This window comes from Edwardsiella sp. A.80236, assembly GCF_044540725.1.
Classification (GTDB): Bacteria; Pseudomonadota; Gammaproteobacteria; order Enterobacterales; family Enterobacteriaceae; genus Edwardsiella; species Edwardsiella tarda.
On sequence record NZ_JBIUCY010000002.1, the window covers coordinates 326,530 to 340,901 of the forward strand.

The following is a 14,372-nucleotide window of genomic DNA, read 5'->3' on the forward strand; positions in this document are numbered from 1 at the left end:
AGGCAGATATGGAGCGGGGTGGCGACGGACAGGCGCATAACATTGAGACCAAGTGGCTGTATGATTTCTTGATGCTGGAGGCGTGCCGCAATTTCTCGCAGGCCGCCTTGCGGCGCAACGTCTCGCAGTCCGCCTTTAGCCGCCGTATCCAATCCTTGGAGCAGGCCTGCGGCGTGGTGTTGTTCGATCGCGCCGTGTCGCCGTTACCGCTCACGGAACAGGGGAAGATTTTCCACTCCCAGGTGCGTAACCTGCTCCAACAGCTGGAGAGTAACCTGGCGGAGTTGCGCTCCGGCGGCGATCCGGCGCAGCAGCGCATCACGATCGCGGCGGCGCACTCGCTCTCCTTAGGGCTGTTACCCTCGTTGGTGAAGACGCTACCGGCGCAATTTAGCTACACCGTCGAGGCGATCGATGTCGATCGGGCGGTCGATACCCTGCGCGAGGGCAAGAGCGACTTCATCTTCTCTTACCATGACGATAACCTGTTGCAGACGCCGTTCGCGCACATTCATCTATTCTCTTCGCAACTCTTTCCGGTCTGCGCCGCCGATGCGTATGGCGCACCGCTGTATCGCCTGGATCAGGCCGATGCACCGTTGCTGAACTACAACGCCAACTCTTACATGGGGCGTCAGGTTAATCGCCTGTTGGCACGCCATCCTGCCTTGACCTTCCGTACGGTCTTTGTCTCATCGATGAGTGAACTCTTAAAGCAGGTGGCGTTGGATGGTTCGGGGATCGCCTGGTTGCCGGGGTATGGTATTCGTCAGGAGTTGGCGCAGGGGCGTTTGGTAGCCCTCGATGAGCACGACTTACTGATCCCGATCGATGCCTATGCTTATCGTCTCGATACCCGCATGAGTCAAAGCGTCGAGCGCTTCTGGCAGGCGTTGCGCCAACAGTTTACCCCGCAGGAAGAATGACGCCCCAGCCGGAGGGCCGGGGCGTGGTCGTACGCGTGTAGCTGGGCGTGGATCAGACGACTAACGGGGCGATGAGGAAGCCGAAGGCGACGCCGGCGACGATGCCGCCCAGTCCCGGTAGCATGAAGGGGTGGTTCAGGATGTACTTACCGACGCGGGTGGTGCCGGTGGTATCAAACTCCATCGCCGCCAGCGAGGTTGGGTAAGTCGGCAGGACGAAGACCCCGGTCACGGCGACGTAGGAAGCCAGAATCGCCCAGGTCGGCATGTCGAGTGCGACGGCCAGCGGAATAATCAACGGTGTGGTGGCCCCCTGTGAGTAGAGCAGGGCACAGGTGAGGAACAGCACCAGCGCCAGCAGCATGGGATAGGCGCGCAGCACGTCACCCGCGATGAACTTGATTTGATCCATGTGGGCATCGACGAAGGTGGTACCCAGTGTCACGATCCCCAGGATCACCGCCAGCGAGCTCATCCCCGAACGGAAGGTGGGTGTCATGACGATGGCATCGCCATTCGTCTTGCAGAATGGCACCATCAGGCAGGTACAGGAGAGCATGCAGATGATGATGATGTCTCGGGTACCCATCGGCTTGCCGATGTCGAATCCTGGGCGCAGCTGGGGGAAGGCGGCCAAGATGACGATGGCGACCGTCGCCAACAGGAACAGGACGACGGAGCGCTTGGCTTGCGGGGTGTCGACGTCTTGTTTCTCCTGATACTTGCGTACCAATCCCTTCTGCAGACGTTCCAGATACACCTCGTCGTCCTGTAGCTCGCAACCTTGGCGTGAGGCGATGAGCGCGGCGACCATGGCGGCGACGAATGAGGCCGGTAAGCAGACTGCCATCACCTGAATGAAGGTGACGCCATTGCCCTCCATGATGGTCAGCATGGCAGCCATGGCGGCACTGATCGGTGAGCCGGAGATGGCAATCTGTGAGGCGACCACGGAGCCGGCCAGGGTGCGCGAGGGGCGGATCCCAGAGTCTTTCGCCACCTCGGCGATAACCGGCAAGGTGGAGAAGACGATGAAGCCCGTGCCCGCCATGATGGTCATCGACCAGGTGATGATCGGAGCGATTATATTGATATATTTAGGGTTACGGCGCATGAAGGTCCCGGCGAGCCGTACCAGGTAGTCCATCCCGCCCGCCGCTTGGAGCGCCGAGGCGGCGACCACGACGGTCATGATGATCAGGATGACGTCGACCGGGGCAGAGCCGATGGGGAGGCCGAAGCCGAGGGTCAGGATCGCCAATCCCAAGCCGCCGCATAAACCGATCCCGATCCCGCCCATGCGGATCCCGAAGAAGATGGCGCCAAGCACCACGATGATTTCTAGCCATACCATAAAAGGCCTCCAGAGGCAGTCAATTGCCATTAAACGACACAAAGCGAGAAGAAACGGGTCGGCGCTGCCGACGCCGGATGGGTTATTGCGTCAGGAGGCGATCGCTGCCGACGCGTTGTTCGTACCAGCGGATACCGGCGCGCACCAGGGCACCGGTCGACTCGATGTAGCGTGACGGTTGTGCCTTCATCGCCTCGGCCAGGATCACCGGTACTTCGGTACAACCCAGTACGATGAGTTGGGCGCCGCGCGCGAATAGGGCGGCGGCCTGCTGCTCCATCATGGCGCGGGCACGTGCCGCGTCACCGGCCTTCAGGGCATAAATGCTCGCCATGACCTGCTCTTGACCTGGCTTATCGGGGCGGATACAGCACAGACCACGCGCCTCGATGGCCTGCTGATACAGCCCCATGTACAGCGTGGCATCGGTCGCGAGGAGGCCAATCTTCTGTTGGCCGCTGGCGCAGACCTCCTCCATCGTCGCCTCGACGATGTTGAGTAGCTCGACATGGCACGATTGACGCAGCTCCTTGAACCAGAAGTGAGCGGTGTTGCACGGGATGACGATGCACTCGGCTCCCGCTTGCTCCAGGCGTTGCAGGTAGTCGCACATCTCCGGCAGAGGAGAGCGGCCCGACTGCATCAAGGCGGCCGTGCGATCCGGGATATCCGGTATCGAGGAGATCAGCAGCGGAATATGCTGCTGATCGCTGCGCGCGTTGCTAAAGGTGATGAACTTATTGAAGAGATCTGCGGTGGCGGCCGGTCCCATGCCGCCCAAAACGCCAATTAATCCTTTCACCTCGTTTCCCCTAGGTTGGCTGAGTACGTTGCTCAGACTGGTATGTTGAATCGTCACGATGCGTTTAGGCACCTTGCCCTTCAGTGTCGACAGAGTGGGGGGCGATCGGAAATGCAATAATGCGATGGTTAATGCATTAAATGCATTATCTAGCGAGTGCTCAGCGAGGTTATCGACAGGAAATCTAGTAATGGTGCTATTTTGAAAGGGTTTTATTGACGATGGTGCCATGGCGTCGTGATGCGTAGAATCGTTTATCTATGCAAATCATGCATTATTCGCTACGAAATAGGAGCAGGTTAGCTCGCGTGTGGCTCAGGGCGACCGACCAGGAGGGCAAGGAGAGAACAGAGAATAAAATCATACTGATGGCGCAGGGGGATGAATGGATTGCATTGTCTAGGGGGAGCTTTTACACTCAAAAGCGACCTATTCACCACCCTTATCGAGGAGTCTGTCATGGATATTAAAATCAGTATCGCTGATGCCAGTATTGCGCCCCTGTCGCAACAACAGTATCAGGCTTATGTCGCAGAGCTGGAGGCGCGGGTGAAGGAGGTCTATCCGGAGAGCCAGGTACTGATCGTACATGACTGCGGCGAAACGTCTTTCAGCGCCAGCGGCTTCCACGATAACGACGAAGTCCGCATCGTAGTGCATGAGTTGCAGCAAGATGTCCGGCAGAATGGTCATTGGCGTAAACAGTCATAACCGAGCGTGCGTTGGGAGCGGCCCTCAACGACCGTTCCCCGCCTATTCGCACGCCATCCCCCTCGCTCTCCGCTCCCTCAACATCACCGCCTACCCCGCCCGGTAACGGTCTATTTTTCTTGTCGTGGTCGACGCACTCGCCGCTCTTATCGCCTGGTACTGAGCGTGTGCAAGTGGGGCGCCTATGGCGCGAAAAGGTCGATGACGATCACGTTGCCCTGGTTTAGTCGTTGTCGAACCATCGTAATATATTTACATATATAGCGATTGATTATTCATCTTACCGTAAGTGAGGGAGTCTATGGGCTGGGGAAAGGCTATCGGGGCGGTGCTATTGTGTGGCTGGGGGGCGCTGGCGACGGCGGCGGAATTGCATCTTTATGCCGGGGCCGGGCTGCGCGAGCCGGTCGAGGCGGTGGTGGCCGCCTTCGAGCAACAGAGCGGCCATCGGGTGACGGTCGAATATGGCGGCTCCGGGCAGTTGCTGACTCGGATCAATTTGACCCAGGCGGGTGATCTGTTTCTGCCCGGCTCTGCCGACTATGTCGAGCGTCTGCGCGCCCAGGATCGCATCGCCTTCTCCGCGCCGTTGGTATTGCATACCCCGGTGATGGTGGTACGCCGCGCCAGTCCAGGCCAGGTTACGACCTTCGCGCAGTTGGCGCAGAGTCCATTGAAGATCGGTATGGGGGATCCGCAGGCCATCGCCTTGGGGCGGAGCGGTGATGCCTTGTTGGAGGCCAGCGGTTATGGCCCGGCCTTACGCGACAAGGTGGCCGTGCAGGCGACGACCATTAAGCAATTGCTGTTATATGTACTGAATGGCGACGTAGATGCGGCGGTGATCGGGCGAGCGGACGCGATGCGTCATCGCGATCAGTTGCGCCTGCTGCCGACGCCGCCCGGCGTACCGCAAGAGGTCGCGACCATCGCCGTGCTGAAGAGTAGCCCTGCGCCGCAGGCGGCGCGCGCCTTGGCTGACTACTTTGCCTCACCGGCGGGGATCGCCGCATTTACCGCACGCGGCTACTTGCCGCTGGCGGAGTAGCGGGGGATGCGCATACTGGCATTGCTGCCGTTGCTGATCCTGTTGTTGTTCATCGTCGGCTCGTTGGCCGCCCTCTTGGGACAGCTTGAGGTGACGACGCTGAGCACATTACTGCGTGATGCGGAGATCCGTTTTGCATTCGGTCTCTCGCTGGCGACGGCCCTGCTATCGTTGCTTTTAGCCTGCGTGATCGCCTTGCCTGCCGCGTGGGCATTGGTACGCCTCGATCTACCGGGTAAGCGTTGGATTAATCTGCTACTCGATTTACCGATGGTGACGCCGCCGCTGGTGACCGGGATCGGCCTGCTGCTGTTATTAGGGCAACAAGGCATGGTGGGCAGTTGGTGGCCGGCGCTGGCGCAGCGACTGTTCTCGCCATTGGGTATCGTCATCGCGCAGACCTACGTCGCCAGCGCCATTCTGCTCCGTAGCGCCAGTGCCGCGTTGGCCGCTATCGATCGTGCCTGGCTGGAGACGGCTCATAACCTGGGGTTGGCACCGTTGGCCACCTTTCTGCTGGTGGAGATCCCGTTAGTGTGGCGCGCCCTGGTGAGCGGGGCGGTACTGGCGTTGTCGCGGGCGCTGGGGGAATTCGGTGCGACCTTGATGTTGGCGGGTGCGACGCGGATGAAGACCGAGACGCTACCGATCGCGGTGTATCTCAACATTGCCGGTGGCGATTTCTCCGCCGCCGTCGGTTGTGCGTTACTGCTGATCGTGCTGGCGTTTTTGCTGCTGTTGTTGCTGCATGGGATACGTCCCCACGCCGAGGAGGGACGACGTGCTGCATGTTGAAGGATTACAGTGCGCCATTCTGCGTGAGATCAGCCTGACGGCCCCCGCCGGGCGCTGTACGGCTATTTGCGGCGCCTCGGGCAGCGGTAAGACCACCCTGTTGCGCGCCATCGCCGGTCATCTTCCTTACCGAGGGCGCGTGCAGATCGCCGGCCAGTGCGTCGATGGGCTACCCGCCTGGCGTCGTCCCTGCCGTCACCTCAATCAGCGTCTATACCTCTTTCCTTTTCTCACCGTGGAGCAGAACCTGGCACTGGCGCAGTTCGCCGCCGGACAGACGCGCCATGCCGAACCACGCCGAGAGCTCCTGCAGGCCTTAGAGGTCGATCATCTGGCGCGGCGCTATCCAGGGCAACTGTCCGGCGGCGAGCAGCAGCGTGTGGCATTGGCACGCGCGTTGGTGAGCGCGCCAGCGTTGCTGCTGTTGGACGAGCCGTTCTCCAGCCTGGATTGGCCGCTGCGCCGCCGACTGTGGCAGGTGTTACGTCAGTTGCAGTCTCGCCGCGCCCTGACGTTACTCTTGGTCAGCCATGAACCGCGTGAGGTCGCGGCGTTGGCCGACGGCGGCTACTGTTTGCAGCAGGGGTGCCTGACGCCCGATGATTAAGGCATACGCGCAGCTAGCCGCCTGTCGTTTCCGCCGGGAGTGGTGCGTGACGCAGAATGGCGGCCACCAGACGCTCAGGGATCAGCGAGCGCCGAGCCGGGGCACTAAAGTGGGCGGCGCGTAGCGCGGTGGTCCAGTTGCTCGCATCGCGGGAGGCGGCGCCGTAATAGTGCATCGCCGGGTTATCGGGATCGTCGGCTGGCGCATTACTCGGTGTCGCCATCCCTTGTGCGTCATACATCAAGGGGACGAAATGCAGCGCCGGCAACGGACAGTGCCGGTAGGCGCCGTAGATCGTCGCATACTGCCGTGGGTAGGTCGTTTGCCAGTACGCGCAGGTATCGCCGCAGATCCAGGGCACCCGATCCGCCCGCCCCCCGGCCATCTGTGGCGCCATATCGGCCATATCGGCGCGGAAGCGCGCGACCATTGCCTGGAACAACGCCGGCTGGCGAGCGTACTCTGCCGTCGTCAGATCAAACTCCCCCTGCATCCAGATCAGCGCCAGCAGACGGTTGTCGGGGTTATGGCGCAACGCGGCCCGAGTCCGATCGCGCAAATCCTGGTAGAGCGGGGTCGCTACCCCCCAGCGACAGGCGTCCGCCGTCGCACCGCGTGCGGGATGATAGGCCCCCAGGTTTCCCTGCGTGAAGGCCGAGCCGCCCCGTGCGCACGGCACGATCAGGATCCCCGCCTCGGCAGGTAGGTAGGGGAGTAGAGTCTTGCCGATATGCAGCGCCTGTGCGACGCAGCCATACTCGCCACGTCGCGCATCGGCATGCGGATGGGTGAAGCGGCTCATGTCCTGCACATCGTGTGGGCAGTGATCCAAGGCGATCACTTGATTGTAATGGCAGGGGGGACCATAGGGGGTCTCCGTGGCGCGTCGTGCCAGCTGTTTAATGCGCGGATGTGGCGCGTCCAGGGTGTCGGGTAATGGCATGCCTTCGCCATAGGCCATCGCGTTCGACTGCCCGGCGATGGGCAAGACATAGTAGTAACGCGGCGTCGTAGGCGCTATCGTTACGTTATCGACGCTGCCGGTTGGCTGAGTCGTCATTGCTCCTCTCCTGTTTCCCACGTTATGCCACGGGCGTCTGGTGAGACGGCTCCGCGAGGAGGCTGTTCGCCTGCACATTCGCCCATCCGCGTTGCCACGGCTATCGACTATGCTGTAGTTAGGTGCCTCACCCGATGGGAGGCGGGGTGCGCCATCGGGAGAGGGGGATGGATAAGCGTATCCAGGTACTGTTATTGCTCACGCTGGTCGGCGGTTTCGCCGATGCTGGCGCTTTTGTGTTATTAGGCACCTTTACCGGCCATATTACCGGCAACGCCGTGTTGGCGATGATCTACCTGGCTCAGGGTCATTGGCGCACCCTGGGCTACTGTGCTATCGCCTTGTCCTGTTTTTTAGCGGGCACCTTCCTCGGTAGCCGCTGGCGCCAGCGGTGCCAGATCGACAACATGCCACGGCATATCGCGCCGTTGTTAGGGGGGCAAGCGCTGCTCATGCTCGCCGGGAGCGGGCTATGGCTGATGGGCAGCGGAGCCGGCTTCATCCTATTGCAGGCGCTGGCCTTAGGACTACAGAATGGCGTGGTCCAGAGCCTGCGTAGCGCCAAGGTTCACTCGACCTATATCACCGGCATGTCGACCTCATTGATCAACAGCCTGGCGAACGGCTGCCAGCCGCAGGAGCGTGCGTTGCGCCGAACGCTCCTGCGCGGCATCCTCGCTTTCGTCGTCGGAGCGCTACTGGGTGGCGTATTGACCGAGCGCTTCGCCGTGCTCGGTTTCCTTGCGCTGCTGCTACCGTTATTGGCTGCCGCACGCTTGAGCCAGCGTCTGCCTGATGAGGGATAGCGCGCTATTGCCAGGCGATGGCCTGTAACTTGGCCAGGGCATCGGCCTTCTGTTGCGCGCTCAACGGGCGCAACGGACGGCGTGGATCGCCGACGTCAATGCCGTGCAGTTGCATGGCGACTTTCCCGGCGGCGACACCGCCATATTCGACCAGGACCCGGATGATGGCGATCACGCTATCCATGCAGCGAGCCACATCCTGCATGTCACCCCGGCGGAAGCTTTCCATCAGGCGCAGGTAGAGTGGCGCGGCATAGTTGTAAGTGCTACCGACCGCACTGGTGGCCCCGCAGGCCAGTCCTGCAGGCATGAATTCGTCGACGCCGAATGGGATGTCAAAACGCCCCTGTTCTACCCGCAGGCAGCGTTGATACTCATACATATCGTTGGCGTTAAATTTCATACCGCTGAGGTTGGGAATCCGCGCGGCGGCCTGGATCAGGAAACGCTCCATATCGATGTTGAGGCCAGACATACTGGAGTGGTAGTAGTAGAACCCCTTATCCGGGGCCGCCGCTGCCACCAGTTGGCAGTACTCCACCAGATCCTCCACGCTGCTGGGCTTGAAGAAGCAGGGGCCGATGACGGAGGTGGCCATGATATCCAGCGTGTTGGCATGACGAGCCAGCGTCGTGGCATCGGCGATGCTTAGCGCACCGGTATGTATGATGAGATCCAGTCTCCCGTGGCTGGCGTCGACCCAGCGCTCGGCGATGCCCATCCGCTCTGCGACCGAGCAATGGATGCCCTCACCGGTGGTACCCAACACATAGGCACCGCTCACGCCACTGGCGATCAGATGGTCGGCAATCTGATCGATCACCGGATAGTTGACGCTGCCGTCGCTGTGGAAGGGGGTATGGGGCGCGGCGATTAAACCCGTTAGCTTTTTCATTCCAGCCTCCTTGTCGGAGTTATGTTGTTTTGGTTGGTGTACAAATGGAGTTTTACTCCATTTTAGATGGCGAGTGACGCCGAGGCAACCGCCGCATGAGGTCACGACATATGCGTGACATAAAATGTGACCATGCGCGCTGTTGCTGGCGGAACGTTACAAGGACTTGGCGCTACGCAGGGCCTCTAGGGTACGCAGCTTTTGCGCGCTGCGTTGTGGCTCGGCCTGAACGAGTAAGGTATACAGGAGATCCAGCACGAAGAGTTGGGCGGTCTTGGTACCGATCGAGTCACCCTGCAGTTTGCCCTGTTGGTTACCGTTAATCAGGCTGATATCGGCGTAACGCATCAATGCCGAGCCGAGGTTGTGGGTTAAGGCGATCGTGCACGCGCCCGCCTCATGCGCCAGCTTGAGGGTCTGTACCGTCTCCGGTGAGGCGCCGGAGTGGCTAATGGCGATGGCGACGTCACCCGGTTGCAGCAGTGTGGCCTGCATATACATGAAATGGTTGTTGCTGGTGCTGTTAACGCGGTAGCCGATGCGCATCAGCTTGTTTTTCATGTCCTCTGCGGTGATGCCGGAGGAGCCGACGCCGCAGATAAACAAGGTGTTGGCCTGGCGAATCGCGTCTACCGCCGCCTGTACCTGGGCCATATCCAACAGATTCAGCGTCTCCGACAGGACACAGTTGATCGCATTCTGGAGCTTACGGCCGATAGTCAGCAGATCGTCATCATCGGCGATTTCAGCGTCGAGCAACGGTGTTTCTTCATCGTCGTTGCGCGCCAACTCGATCGCCAGATCCAGTTTAAAATCTTGGAAGCCCTTGTAGCCGAGGGTGCGGCAGAAACGGATCACCGTCGCCTCTCCGGCCTGTGTGGCCTGCGCCAACTGGGCAATCGAGAGCTGGCTTACCTGTGTGGGCTCGGCCAGGATATAGTCGGCGATGCGCTGAGACACGCGTGTCAGGCTGTTGCGCATAGCGGAAAGGGTATCGAGGATCTTACCGGGTTGTAGTCGAATCTGCTGAGAATCCTTCATGAGAGGGCGCCTTGATTGATGAACAGCACCGTCCGGCGGCGCGGCAACAGGGGGTTGCGGTATCGGGAAGTAGCGTAGCAAATAACGACGGCTAAAAAAAGAAGCCCGGCGCTGCCGGGCTGGGCGGGCAGAGGGGTGACGTTAAGCCTGATCCTGGTCGAGGCGGAGTTGTTTCGCGGGGGGGAATAACGGCGCGCTGAGCCCGCCCGCGATCACGACCGCCAGCGCCCCGATGACACCGTAGAAGAAGAAGTTGAGATCGCTGGCGTAGCGTGCCAACAGCACCGCGATGACGCTCACCAGGATGCCGACGACGGCACTGCCGGCGTTGGCGCGTTTACAGAAGATCCCCAGCATAAACAGGCCCGTCATCGGGCCGCCCATCAGACCAATCAGGCTGTTGAAGGCGTCCCACACCTCCGATTCGTTGGCGTACACCAACCACAGCGTGGCCAGGCTGCTCAGCAAACCGGCAATGATGATCACCAAGCGCGCCAGCTTCATTTTCTGCGCCGTGCTGCGCTCTTGGCGGCTGAGACGCACATAGATGTCGGAGTTGAAGCAACTGGAGATACTGTTCAGGCTACTGGAGATGCTGGACTGTGCCGCGGCAAAGATGGCGGCGATGATCAACCCGGCGATGCCGCTTGGCATCTGCGTCACCACGAAGAGTGGCAGGATGCCGCCGCTGTTGAACTCTTTTGGCAGCAGTTGGGGATGCTGCTGGTAGTAGACAAATAACGCCGAGCCGATGGCGAAGAAGATGAGGGGCATAACGGCGACCAGCTTGGCGTTGGTGATCAGCGTCCGCTTGGTCTGCTCGATGGAGTCGGTGACGATATAGCGCTGAACCACATCTTGGCTGGCGGTAAACTGCTGGATGTTGGCGAACAGGAAGCCAATGGTCAGCACCGGGATGGTGCTATCGGTCCAGCTCCAGTGCCATTGGCTGGCCGGGAAGAACTTGTCGGCGCTAGCGGTAGCGTGGTAGATCTCGACGATCCCACCCTCCACCTTCCAGCAAATCATGAGGAGGATCAGCAGTGCCCCCAGAGAGAGCAGCAGGCCTTGGATCACGTCAGTCCAGATCACCCCTTCGATGCCCCCCATCCAGGTATAGATGATGCATAGGATGCTGATCAGCAACACCAGTAGCGTGGGATCGAGGGTGATGAAGGGCCGTAATGCCAGTACGGTCAGGTAGGTGATGATGGCGACCCGTCCGATATGAAACAACATGAAGGAGAGACTGGCGAACAGGCGGCTACGGACATCGAAACGCGCCTCCAGATACTCATAGGCCGAGGTGATCTTCAACTTGCGGAAGAACGGAATATAGAAGTAGAACACCAGCGGCAGAATGGCGATCACCAAATATTGGCCGATGATGAAGGTCCAGTCGGAGGTGTAGGTTTTGGCCGGGATCGACATGAAGGTGATGGAGCTGAGGGTAGTGGCGAACACGGAGATGCCCGCGGCCCAGCCGGGGATCCGACCGCCGGCACGAAAATAGTCATCCGCTGTTTTCTGCCGTTTCGCAAAGTACATGCCCACCGACATGATTGCCAGTAGGTAACAGAACAGGACGGTGTAGTTTAGCCATCCGAAGTCATGAGCTTGCATATGTCACTCCTGTCATTGGCTGGGAGAACGCGCCGTGGTGCTATGTGGCGTGTTAGTACAGGCGCCGTGTCCCTGGCGCCTGCGGTGGGAGGATTAAAAGTGATATTGCAGTCCTACACGGTAGCGTGTCTGACGTGCATCGCTATTTTTATTGACTGCGACGTTGCCGACCTCAATATAAGGCGTGAACATTTCATTGATCCGATAAGAGAAGGCGACGTTATGTTCGTAGTTAGTCTTCTTATTGTCATATTTCAGCGCATCGCTATACATTTGTGTGTAGTTATATTCCACACGCGCGGAGTTGAAGTTGTAGCCGATATATCCATCCAGGCGATTCGTCTTTTCATCATCACTGCCATCTTGTGTCTTGCGCGCATAGTCGTAACGATAACGCCCGGCGAGGTAGAGGCCATTGTCGAAACGGTATTGCGCGCGTAGATAGGGTTTATAGATGGCGGTGTCGCTACCACTTTCAAAGATAATACCTGGCTGTAGGCTGATATTCTGATTAAGTTGGTAGTTATAACTCAGTCCCATTTCTACGGCGTTGGTGACGAGGTCACTCAGAAACTTATCTTGTTCGCTATTTACCCCACCCGATTTAACGCTGGCATCGACATAGAAACCGATGCCATTGGCAAAGCTTTGAATAATCGCGATACGATCTTTATGAATACGTGTCGTGTCGGCATATTCATGGCGAAAATCTAATGTAGTGGCGGAGAGCGCACAAGGGAGGCCTAATGTGGCCGCCGCCAAGGTCAGCGAGATAATTTCTTTTTTCATTTTATATTCCCAGAGATATTGATAAGTATTTTTTGATAATTGGTCGTCTGTTACCCTCCGCCATAGCGCATCGCTAGCGTGCGCTATGGCGGTCATACAAAGAAAATGGCTACGGCATCGCCGTGATTATTCGATGGTGAGATGACCGTTGCGCAGACTCAGGCCAATGACCGAATCCACCGCTTGACCCTGTGATGTCTCACCGCCGATCAAGTACAGCGTCTCGCCATCGCTGATCGTGACCCCATAGCCCAGCGGCTGTGGGAGCTCGCCGATGGCACGCCAGGTCTCGCCGTGTTGAGCGAAAATCGCGCGTTGATAAGTCTTGGTCAGTCCCTGATGGGCGTAGTAGTGGTGCTGACGGTAGTTAGCCCGAGCGCCGGGGAAATTGGCCCCGCCAGCCACCAGTAAGGTGCCATGGCTGTAACCCGCGTAGGCCCCGGCGAGTCCCTCTTGGAGCGGGGCTCCCGGAGGGGCAGGCAACCGGGCCTCTCCGGTCCAGCGTAACTTGTCCTGTGACCAGAGTCCGTAATGGATAGCGTCGGTACGCAGACCCGGCTTGATCTCACCATTGATTAGCGTGATGCGTTCGCCGCTACGGACTAGAGCCGAACCGGCCGTACCGGCAAAGGGAGTAATGCCTAAGGCGTGCCACTGATTATTTTTCGCATCGTACAGCAGCGCCTCGCGGCTAAAGAAATAGTCTTCGCTAGGCTTATTAAAATAATTTTGGATAATGGCTTCGCTAGCTTTTTTATCGTCTTTATGCGCGTTGATATCACGCAGATAGCCATCAAAGATGGCCTTATTGACGCCGCCGAGCAATAGCCCCTGATTTGCGTTGAGGGCGACACCAGCATGGCCGACCAATCCGCGCGGAGGATGGCTGGCAATTTTCTGCCAGCGATCGTTGGCCGGATCATAACGATAAATATCACTGAGTACCGAGGGCGTCGCATCTTGCTCCGTCACGTTACCGCTACCACCAAAGACATAGAGACTATTATTCAGCGCCAGGGTGATGGCCTGATCGCGAGGGCTACCGGGGAATTCAGCGATAGGTTGCCAACGTTTCTCCTCGGATCGTTTATCCAGGCGATACCAGGATTTATTCGCACTACCTAAACCAATATAAATAACTTCATTGAGGATGGCGCCGGTTCCCGCCTTGAGAGGTTGGGGTAAGCGCGGTAGCGATTCCGCGCGCAGTGTCGGAATAACTGCAAGTGAGACGACTAAGGCGGCGATCAGCCGCGTAGTAGACGGTGTTAACCCAGACATAAACACTCCTATGATAAAAGAGTAATGACGCGTAAATAACACGATGACGGTTCCAGTTGTGGCACACTCGTCGCCCCTACGCGGCATGATGACGCTGTCTTTGTAGTATTGCTCCATTATAAAATGATCTTTGGAGTAATCCTTCAATATGTTTAGCGATGAAATGTGAGAGAGTTCAAAAAGCAATCTATGGCTTTATTGTCTGGCGTAGGCGGCGCTCATCACTGGGCATGGGCCTGGTCGGCGAAGAGAGGAAGAAGGCACAGAAAAATAATCGTCAATTATACTTTGCGTGCTAACATTATCTCACGTTGATTAATTACTGCCTGCTGTCACTCACTTGCCGCGCGTACGCTACCTATCAGGCGCAGGGTGAGAAGGCGGGGGAGTTTGCGGTGTAGCGATGGTGATGTCTCCCTTTTTCCCCCTGAGCGATTTGGTCGTCGGGGCCGCGTTGTACTTTCCGCCGCTATTTAAGGCGATCGCCCTCGGGTTATTCGGCTGGTTGCTACTGCATCGCCTGTTGCGCGCACAGCTCTATGGCGGCGCGATCTGGCATCCCACGCTGTGCGATCTCGCGTTGTTGGTGATCTGCATCGTCCTGGCCTTTGCCCTGCTCCTGATCGGCGGATAG

The 14,372-nt window shown here is 58.7% G+C and carries 15 protein-coding genes; 7 read left to right on the forward strand and 8 right to left on the reverse strand.

Going from position 1 to position 14,372, the window contains the following annotated elements; all coding sequences use genetic code 11:
• The first annotated feature begins 8 nt into the window (after positions 1 to 8).
• Positions 9 to 926, forward strand: a complete 918-nt coding sequence (hypT, locus tag ACEQFP_RS03595) for a hypochlorite stress DNA-binding transcriptional regulator HypT (protein ID WP_005283247.1) — start codon at positions 9 to 11, stop codon at positions 924 to 926.
• Between the two features lie 52 nt (positions 927 to 978).
• On the opposite strand, the gene ACEQFP_RS03600 is transcribed toward hypT, so the two are convergent.
• Both ACEQFP_RS03600 and ACEQFP_RS03605 read right to left on the reverse strand, forming a co-directional pair.
• On the reverse strand, positions 979 to 2,280 hold the full coding sequence (locus tag ACEQFP_RS03600; RefSeq protein WP_005296720.1) for an anaerobic C4-dicarboxylate transporter: 1,302 nt from the start codon (positions 2,278 to 2,280) through the stop codon (positions 979 to 981).
• Between the two features lie 82 nt (positions 2,281 to 2,362).
• Positions 2,363 to 3,082, reverse strand: coding sequence for an aspartate/glutamate racemase family protein (locus tag ACEQFP_RS03605; protein ID WP_005296722.1), 720 nt, complete (start codon positions 3,080 to 3,082; stop codon positions 2,363 to 2,365).
• A 459-nt stretch (positions 3,083 to 3,541) separates the two neighbouring features.
• Here ACEQFP_RS03605 and ACEQFP_RS03610 point away from each other — a divergent pair, with 459 nt between their 5' ends.
• The 4 genes from ACEQFP_RS03610 to ACEQFP_RS03625 all read left to right on the forward strand — a co-directional run bounded on the left by ACEQFP_RS03610 (position 3,542) and on the right by ACEQFP_RS03625 (position 6,243).
• Positions 3,542 to 3,793 carry a DinI-like family protein gene (locus tag ACEQFP_RS03610; protein WP_005296724.1) on the forward strand — a complete coding sequence of 84 codons (252 nt, stop codon included), beginning with the start codon at positions 3,542 to 3,544 and terminating at the stop codon, positions 3,791 to 3,793.
• Between the two features lie 301 nt (positions 3,794 to 4,094).
• Positions 4,095 to 4,841: a molybdate ABC transporter substrate-binding protein gene (gene modA, locus ACEQFP_RS03615; RefSeq protein ID WP_005283264.1), complete on the forward strand. Its 747-nt coding sequence runs from the start codon at positions 4,095 to 4,097 to the stop codon at positions 4,839 to 4,841.
• Positions 4,842 to 4,847: 6 nt separating this feature from the next.
• Positions 4,848 to 5,636: an ABC transporter permease gene (locus tag ACEQFP_RS03620; RefSeq protein ID WP_005283267.1), complete on the forward strand. Its 789-nt coding sequence runs from the start codon at positions 4,848 to 4,850 to the stop codon at positions 5,634 to 5,636.
• Entirely contained in the window at positions 5,623 to 6,243 is a 621-nt protein-coding gene (locus tag ACEQFP_RS03625; protein ID WP_047060303.1) for an ABC transporter ATP-binding protein, read from the forward strand. The genes ACEQFP_RS03620 and ACEQFP_RS03625 overlap by 14 nt, the downstream gene beginning before the upstream one ends.
• A 13-nt stretch (positions 6,244 to 6,256) precedes the next feature.
• Here ACEQFP_RS03625 and ACEQFP_RS03630 read toward each other — a convergent pair whose 3' ends face one another.
• Positions 6,257 to 7,303: a sialate O-acetylesterase gene (locus ACEQFP_RS03630; protein ID WP_396463874.1), complete on the reverse strand. Its 1,047-nt coding sequence runs from the start codon at positions 7,301 to 7,303 to the stop codon at positions 6,257 to 6,259.
• 167 nt (positions 7,304 to 7,470) lie between these two features.
• Here ACEQFP_RS03630 and ACEQFP_RS03635 point away from each other — a divergent pair, with 167 nt between their 5' ends.
• The gene (locus ACEQFP_RS03635) at positions 7,471 to 8,109 is read left to right on the forward strand and encodes a YoaK family protein (RefSeq protein WP_396463876.1); all 639 of its coding nucleotides are present in this window, start codon (positions 7,471 to 7,473) and stop codon (positions 8,107 to 8,109) included.
• A 4-nt stretch (positions 8,110 to 8,113) separates the two neighbouring features.
• On the opposite strand, the gene ACEQFP_RS03640 is transcribed toward ACEQFP_RS03635, so the two are convergent.
• The 5 genes from ACEQFP_RS03640 to ACEQFP_RS03660 all read right to left on the reverse strand — a co-directional run bounded on the left by ACEQFP_RS03640 (position 8,114) and on the right by ACEQFP_RS03660 (position 13,738).
• Entirely contained in the window at positions 8,114 to 9,004 is an 891-nt protein-coding gene (locus ACEQFP_RS03640) for a dihydrodipicolinate synthase family protein (protein ID WP_396463878.1), read from the reverse strand.
• A gap of 156 nt (positions 9,005 to 9,160) precedes the next feature.
• Complete coding sequence (locus ACEQFP_RS03645) at positions 9,161 to 10,045, reverse strand: MurR/RpiR family transcriptional regulator (RefSeq protein ID WP_396463880.1); 885 nt, start codon at positions 10,043 to 10,045, stop codon at positions 9,161 to 9,163.
• A 141-nt stretch (positions 10,046 to 10,186) separates the two neighbouring features.
• The gene (locus ACEQFP_RS03650) at positions 10,187 to 11,668 is read right to left on the reverse strand and encodes a sodium:solute symporter (RefSeq protein WP_005283284.1); all 1,482 of its coding nucleotides are present in this window, start codon (positions 11,666 to 11,668) and stop codon (positions 10,187 to 10,189) included.
• A gap of 93 nt (positions 11,669 to 11,761) precedes the next feature.
• Positions 11,762 to 12,457 (reverse strand): oligogalacturonate-specific porin KdgM family protein, encoded by a 696-nt coding sequence (locus ACEQFP_RS03655; protein ID WP_005296732.1) that lies wholly within the window; start codon positions 12,455 to 12,457, stop codon positions 11,762 to 11,764.
• A gap of 126 nt (positions 12,458 to 12,583) precedes the next feature.
• Positions 12,584 to 13,738 (reverse strand): N-acetylneuraminate epimerase, encoded by a 1,155-nt coding sequence (locus tag ACEQFP_RS03660; protein ID WP_109610346.1) that lies wholly within the window; start codon positions 13,736 to 13,738, stop codon positions 12,584 to 12,586.
• Positions 13,739 to 14,141: 403 nt separating this feature from the next.
• Here ACEQFP_RS03660 and ACEQFP_RS03665 point away from each other — a divergent pair, with 403 nt between their 5' ends.
• Complete coding sequence (locus tag ACEQFP_RS03665) at positions 14,142 to 14,372, forward strand: DUF1656 domain-containing protein (protein WP_097364063.1); 231 nt, start codon at positions 14,142 to 14,144, stop codon at positions 14,370 to 14,372.

Bases quoted from the DNA above. Each gene is read 5' to 3' on its own strand.
- ACEQFP_RS03600 (WP_005296720.1), bottom strand. From the start codon at position 2,280: ATGGTATGGCTAGAAATCATCGTGGTGCTTGGCGCCATCTTCTTCGGG.
- ACEQFP_RS03665 (WP_097364063.1), top strand. From the start codon at position 14,142: ATGGTGATGTCTCCCTTTTTCCCCCTGAGCGATTTGGTCGTCGGGGCC.
- ACEQFP_RS03630 (WP_396463874.1), bottom strand. From the start codon at position 7,303: ATGACGACTCAGCCAACCGGCAGCGTCGATAACGTAACGATAGCGCCT.
- ACEQFP_RS03635 (WP_396463876.1), top strand. From the start codon at position 7,471: ATGGATAAGCGTATCCAGGTACTGTTATTGCTCACGCTGGTCGGCGGT.
- ACEQFP_RS03660 (WP_109610346.1), bottom strand. From the start codon at position 13,738: ATGTCTGGGTTAACACCGTCTACTACGCGGCTGATCGCCGCCTTAGTC.
- ACEQFP_RS03645 (WP_396463880.1), bottom strand. From the start codon at position 10,045: ATGAAGGATTCTCAGCAGATTCGACTACAACCCGGTAAGATCCTCGAT.
- modA (WP_005283264.1), top strand. From the start codon at position 4,095: ATGGGCTGGGGAAAGGCTATCGGGGCGGTGCTATTGTGTGGCTGGGGG.
- ACEQFP_RS03640 (WP_396463878.1), bottom strand. From the start codon at position 9,004: ATGAAAAAGCTAACGGGTTTAATCGCCGCGCCCCATACCCCCTTCCAC.
- ACEQFP_RS03620 (WP_005283267.1), top strand. From the start codon at position 4,848: ATGCGCATACTGGCATTGCTGCCGTTGCTGATCCTGTTGTTGTTCATC.
- ACEQFP_RS03655 (WP_005296732.1), bottom strand. From the start codon at position 12,457: ATGAAAAAAGAAATTATCTCGCTGACCTTGGCGGCGGCCACATTAGGC.
- ACEQFP_RS03610 (WP_005296724.1), top strand. From the start codon at position 3,542: ATGGATATTAAAATCAGTATCGCTGATGCCAGTATTGCGCCCCTGTCG.
- hypT (WP_005283247.1), top strand. From the start codon at position 9: ATGGAGCGGGGTGGCGACGGACAGGCGCATAACATTGAGACCAAGTGG.
- ACEQFP_RS03650 (WP_005283284.1), bottom strand. From the start codon at position 11,668: ATGCAAGCTCATGACTTCGGATGGCTAAACTACACCGTCCTGTTCTGT.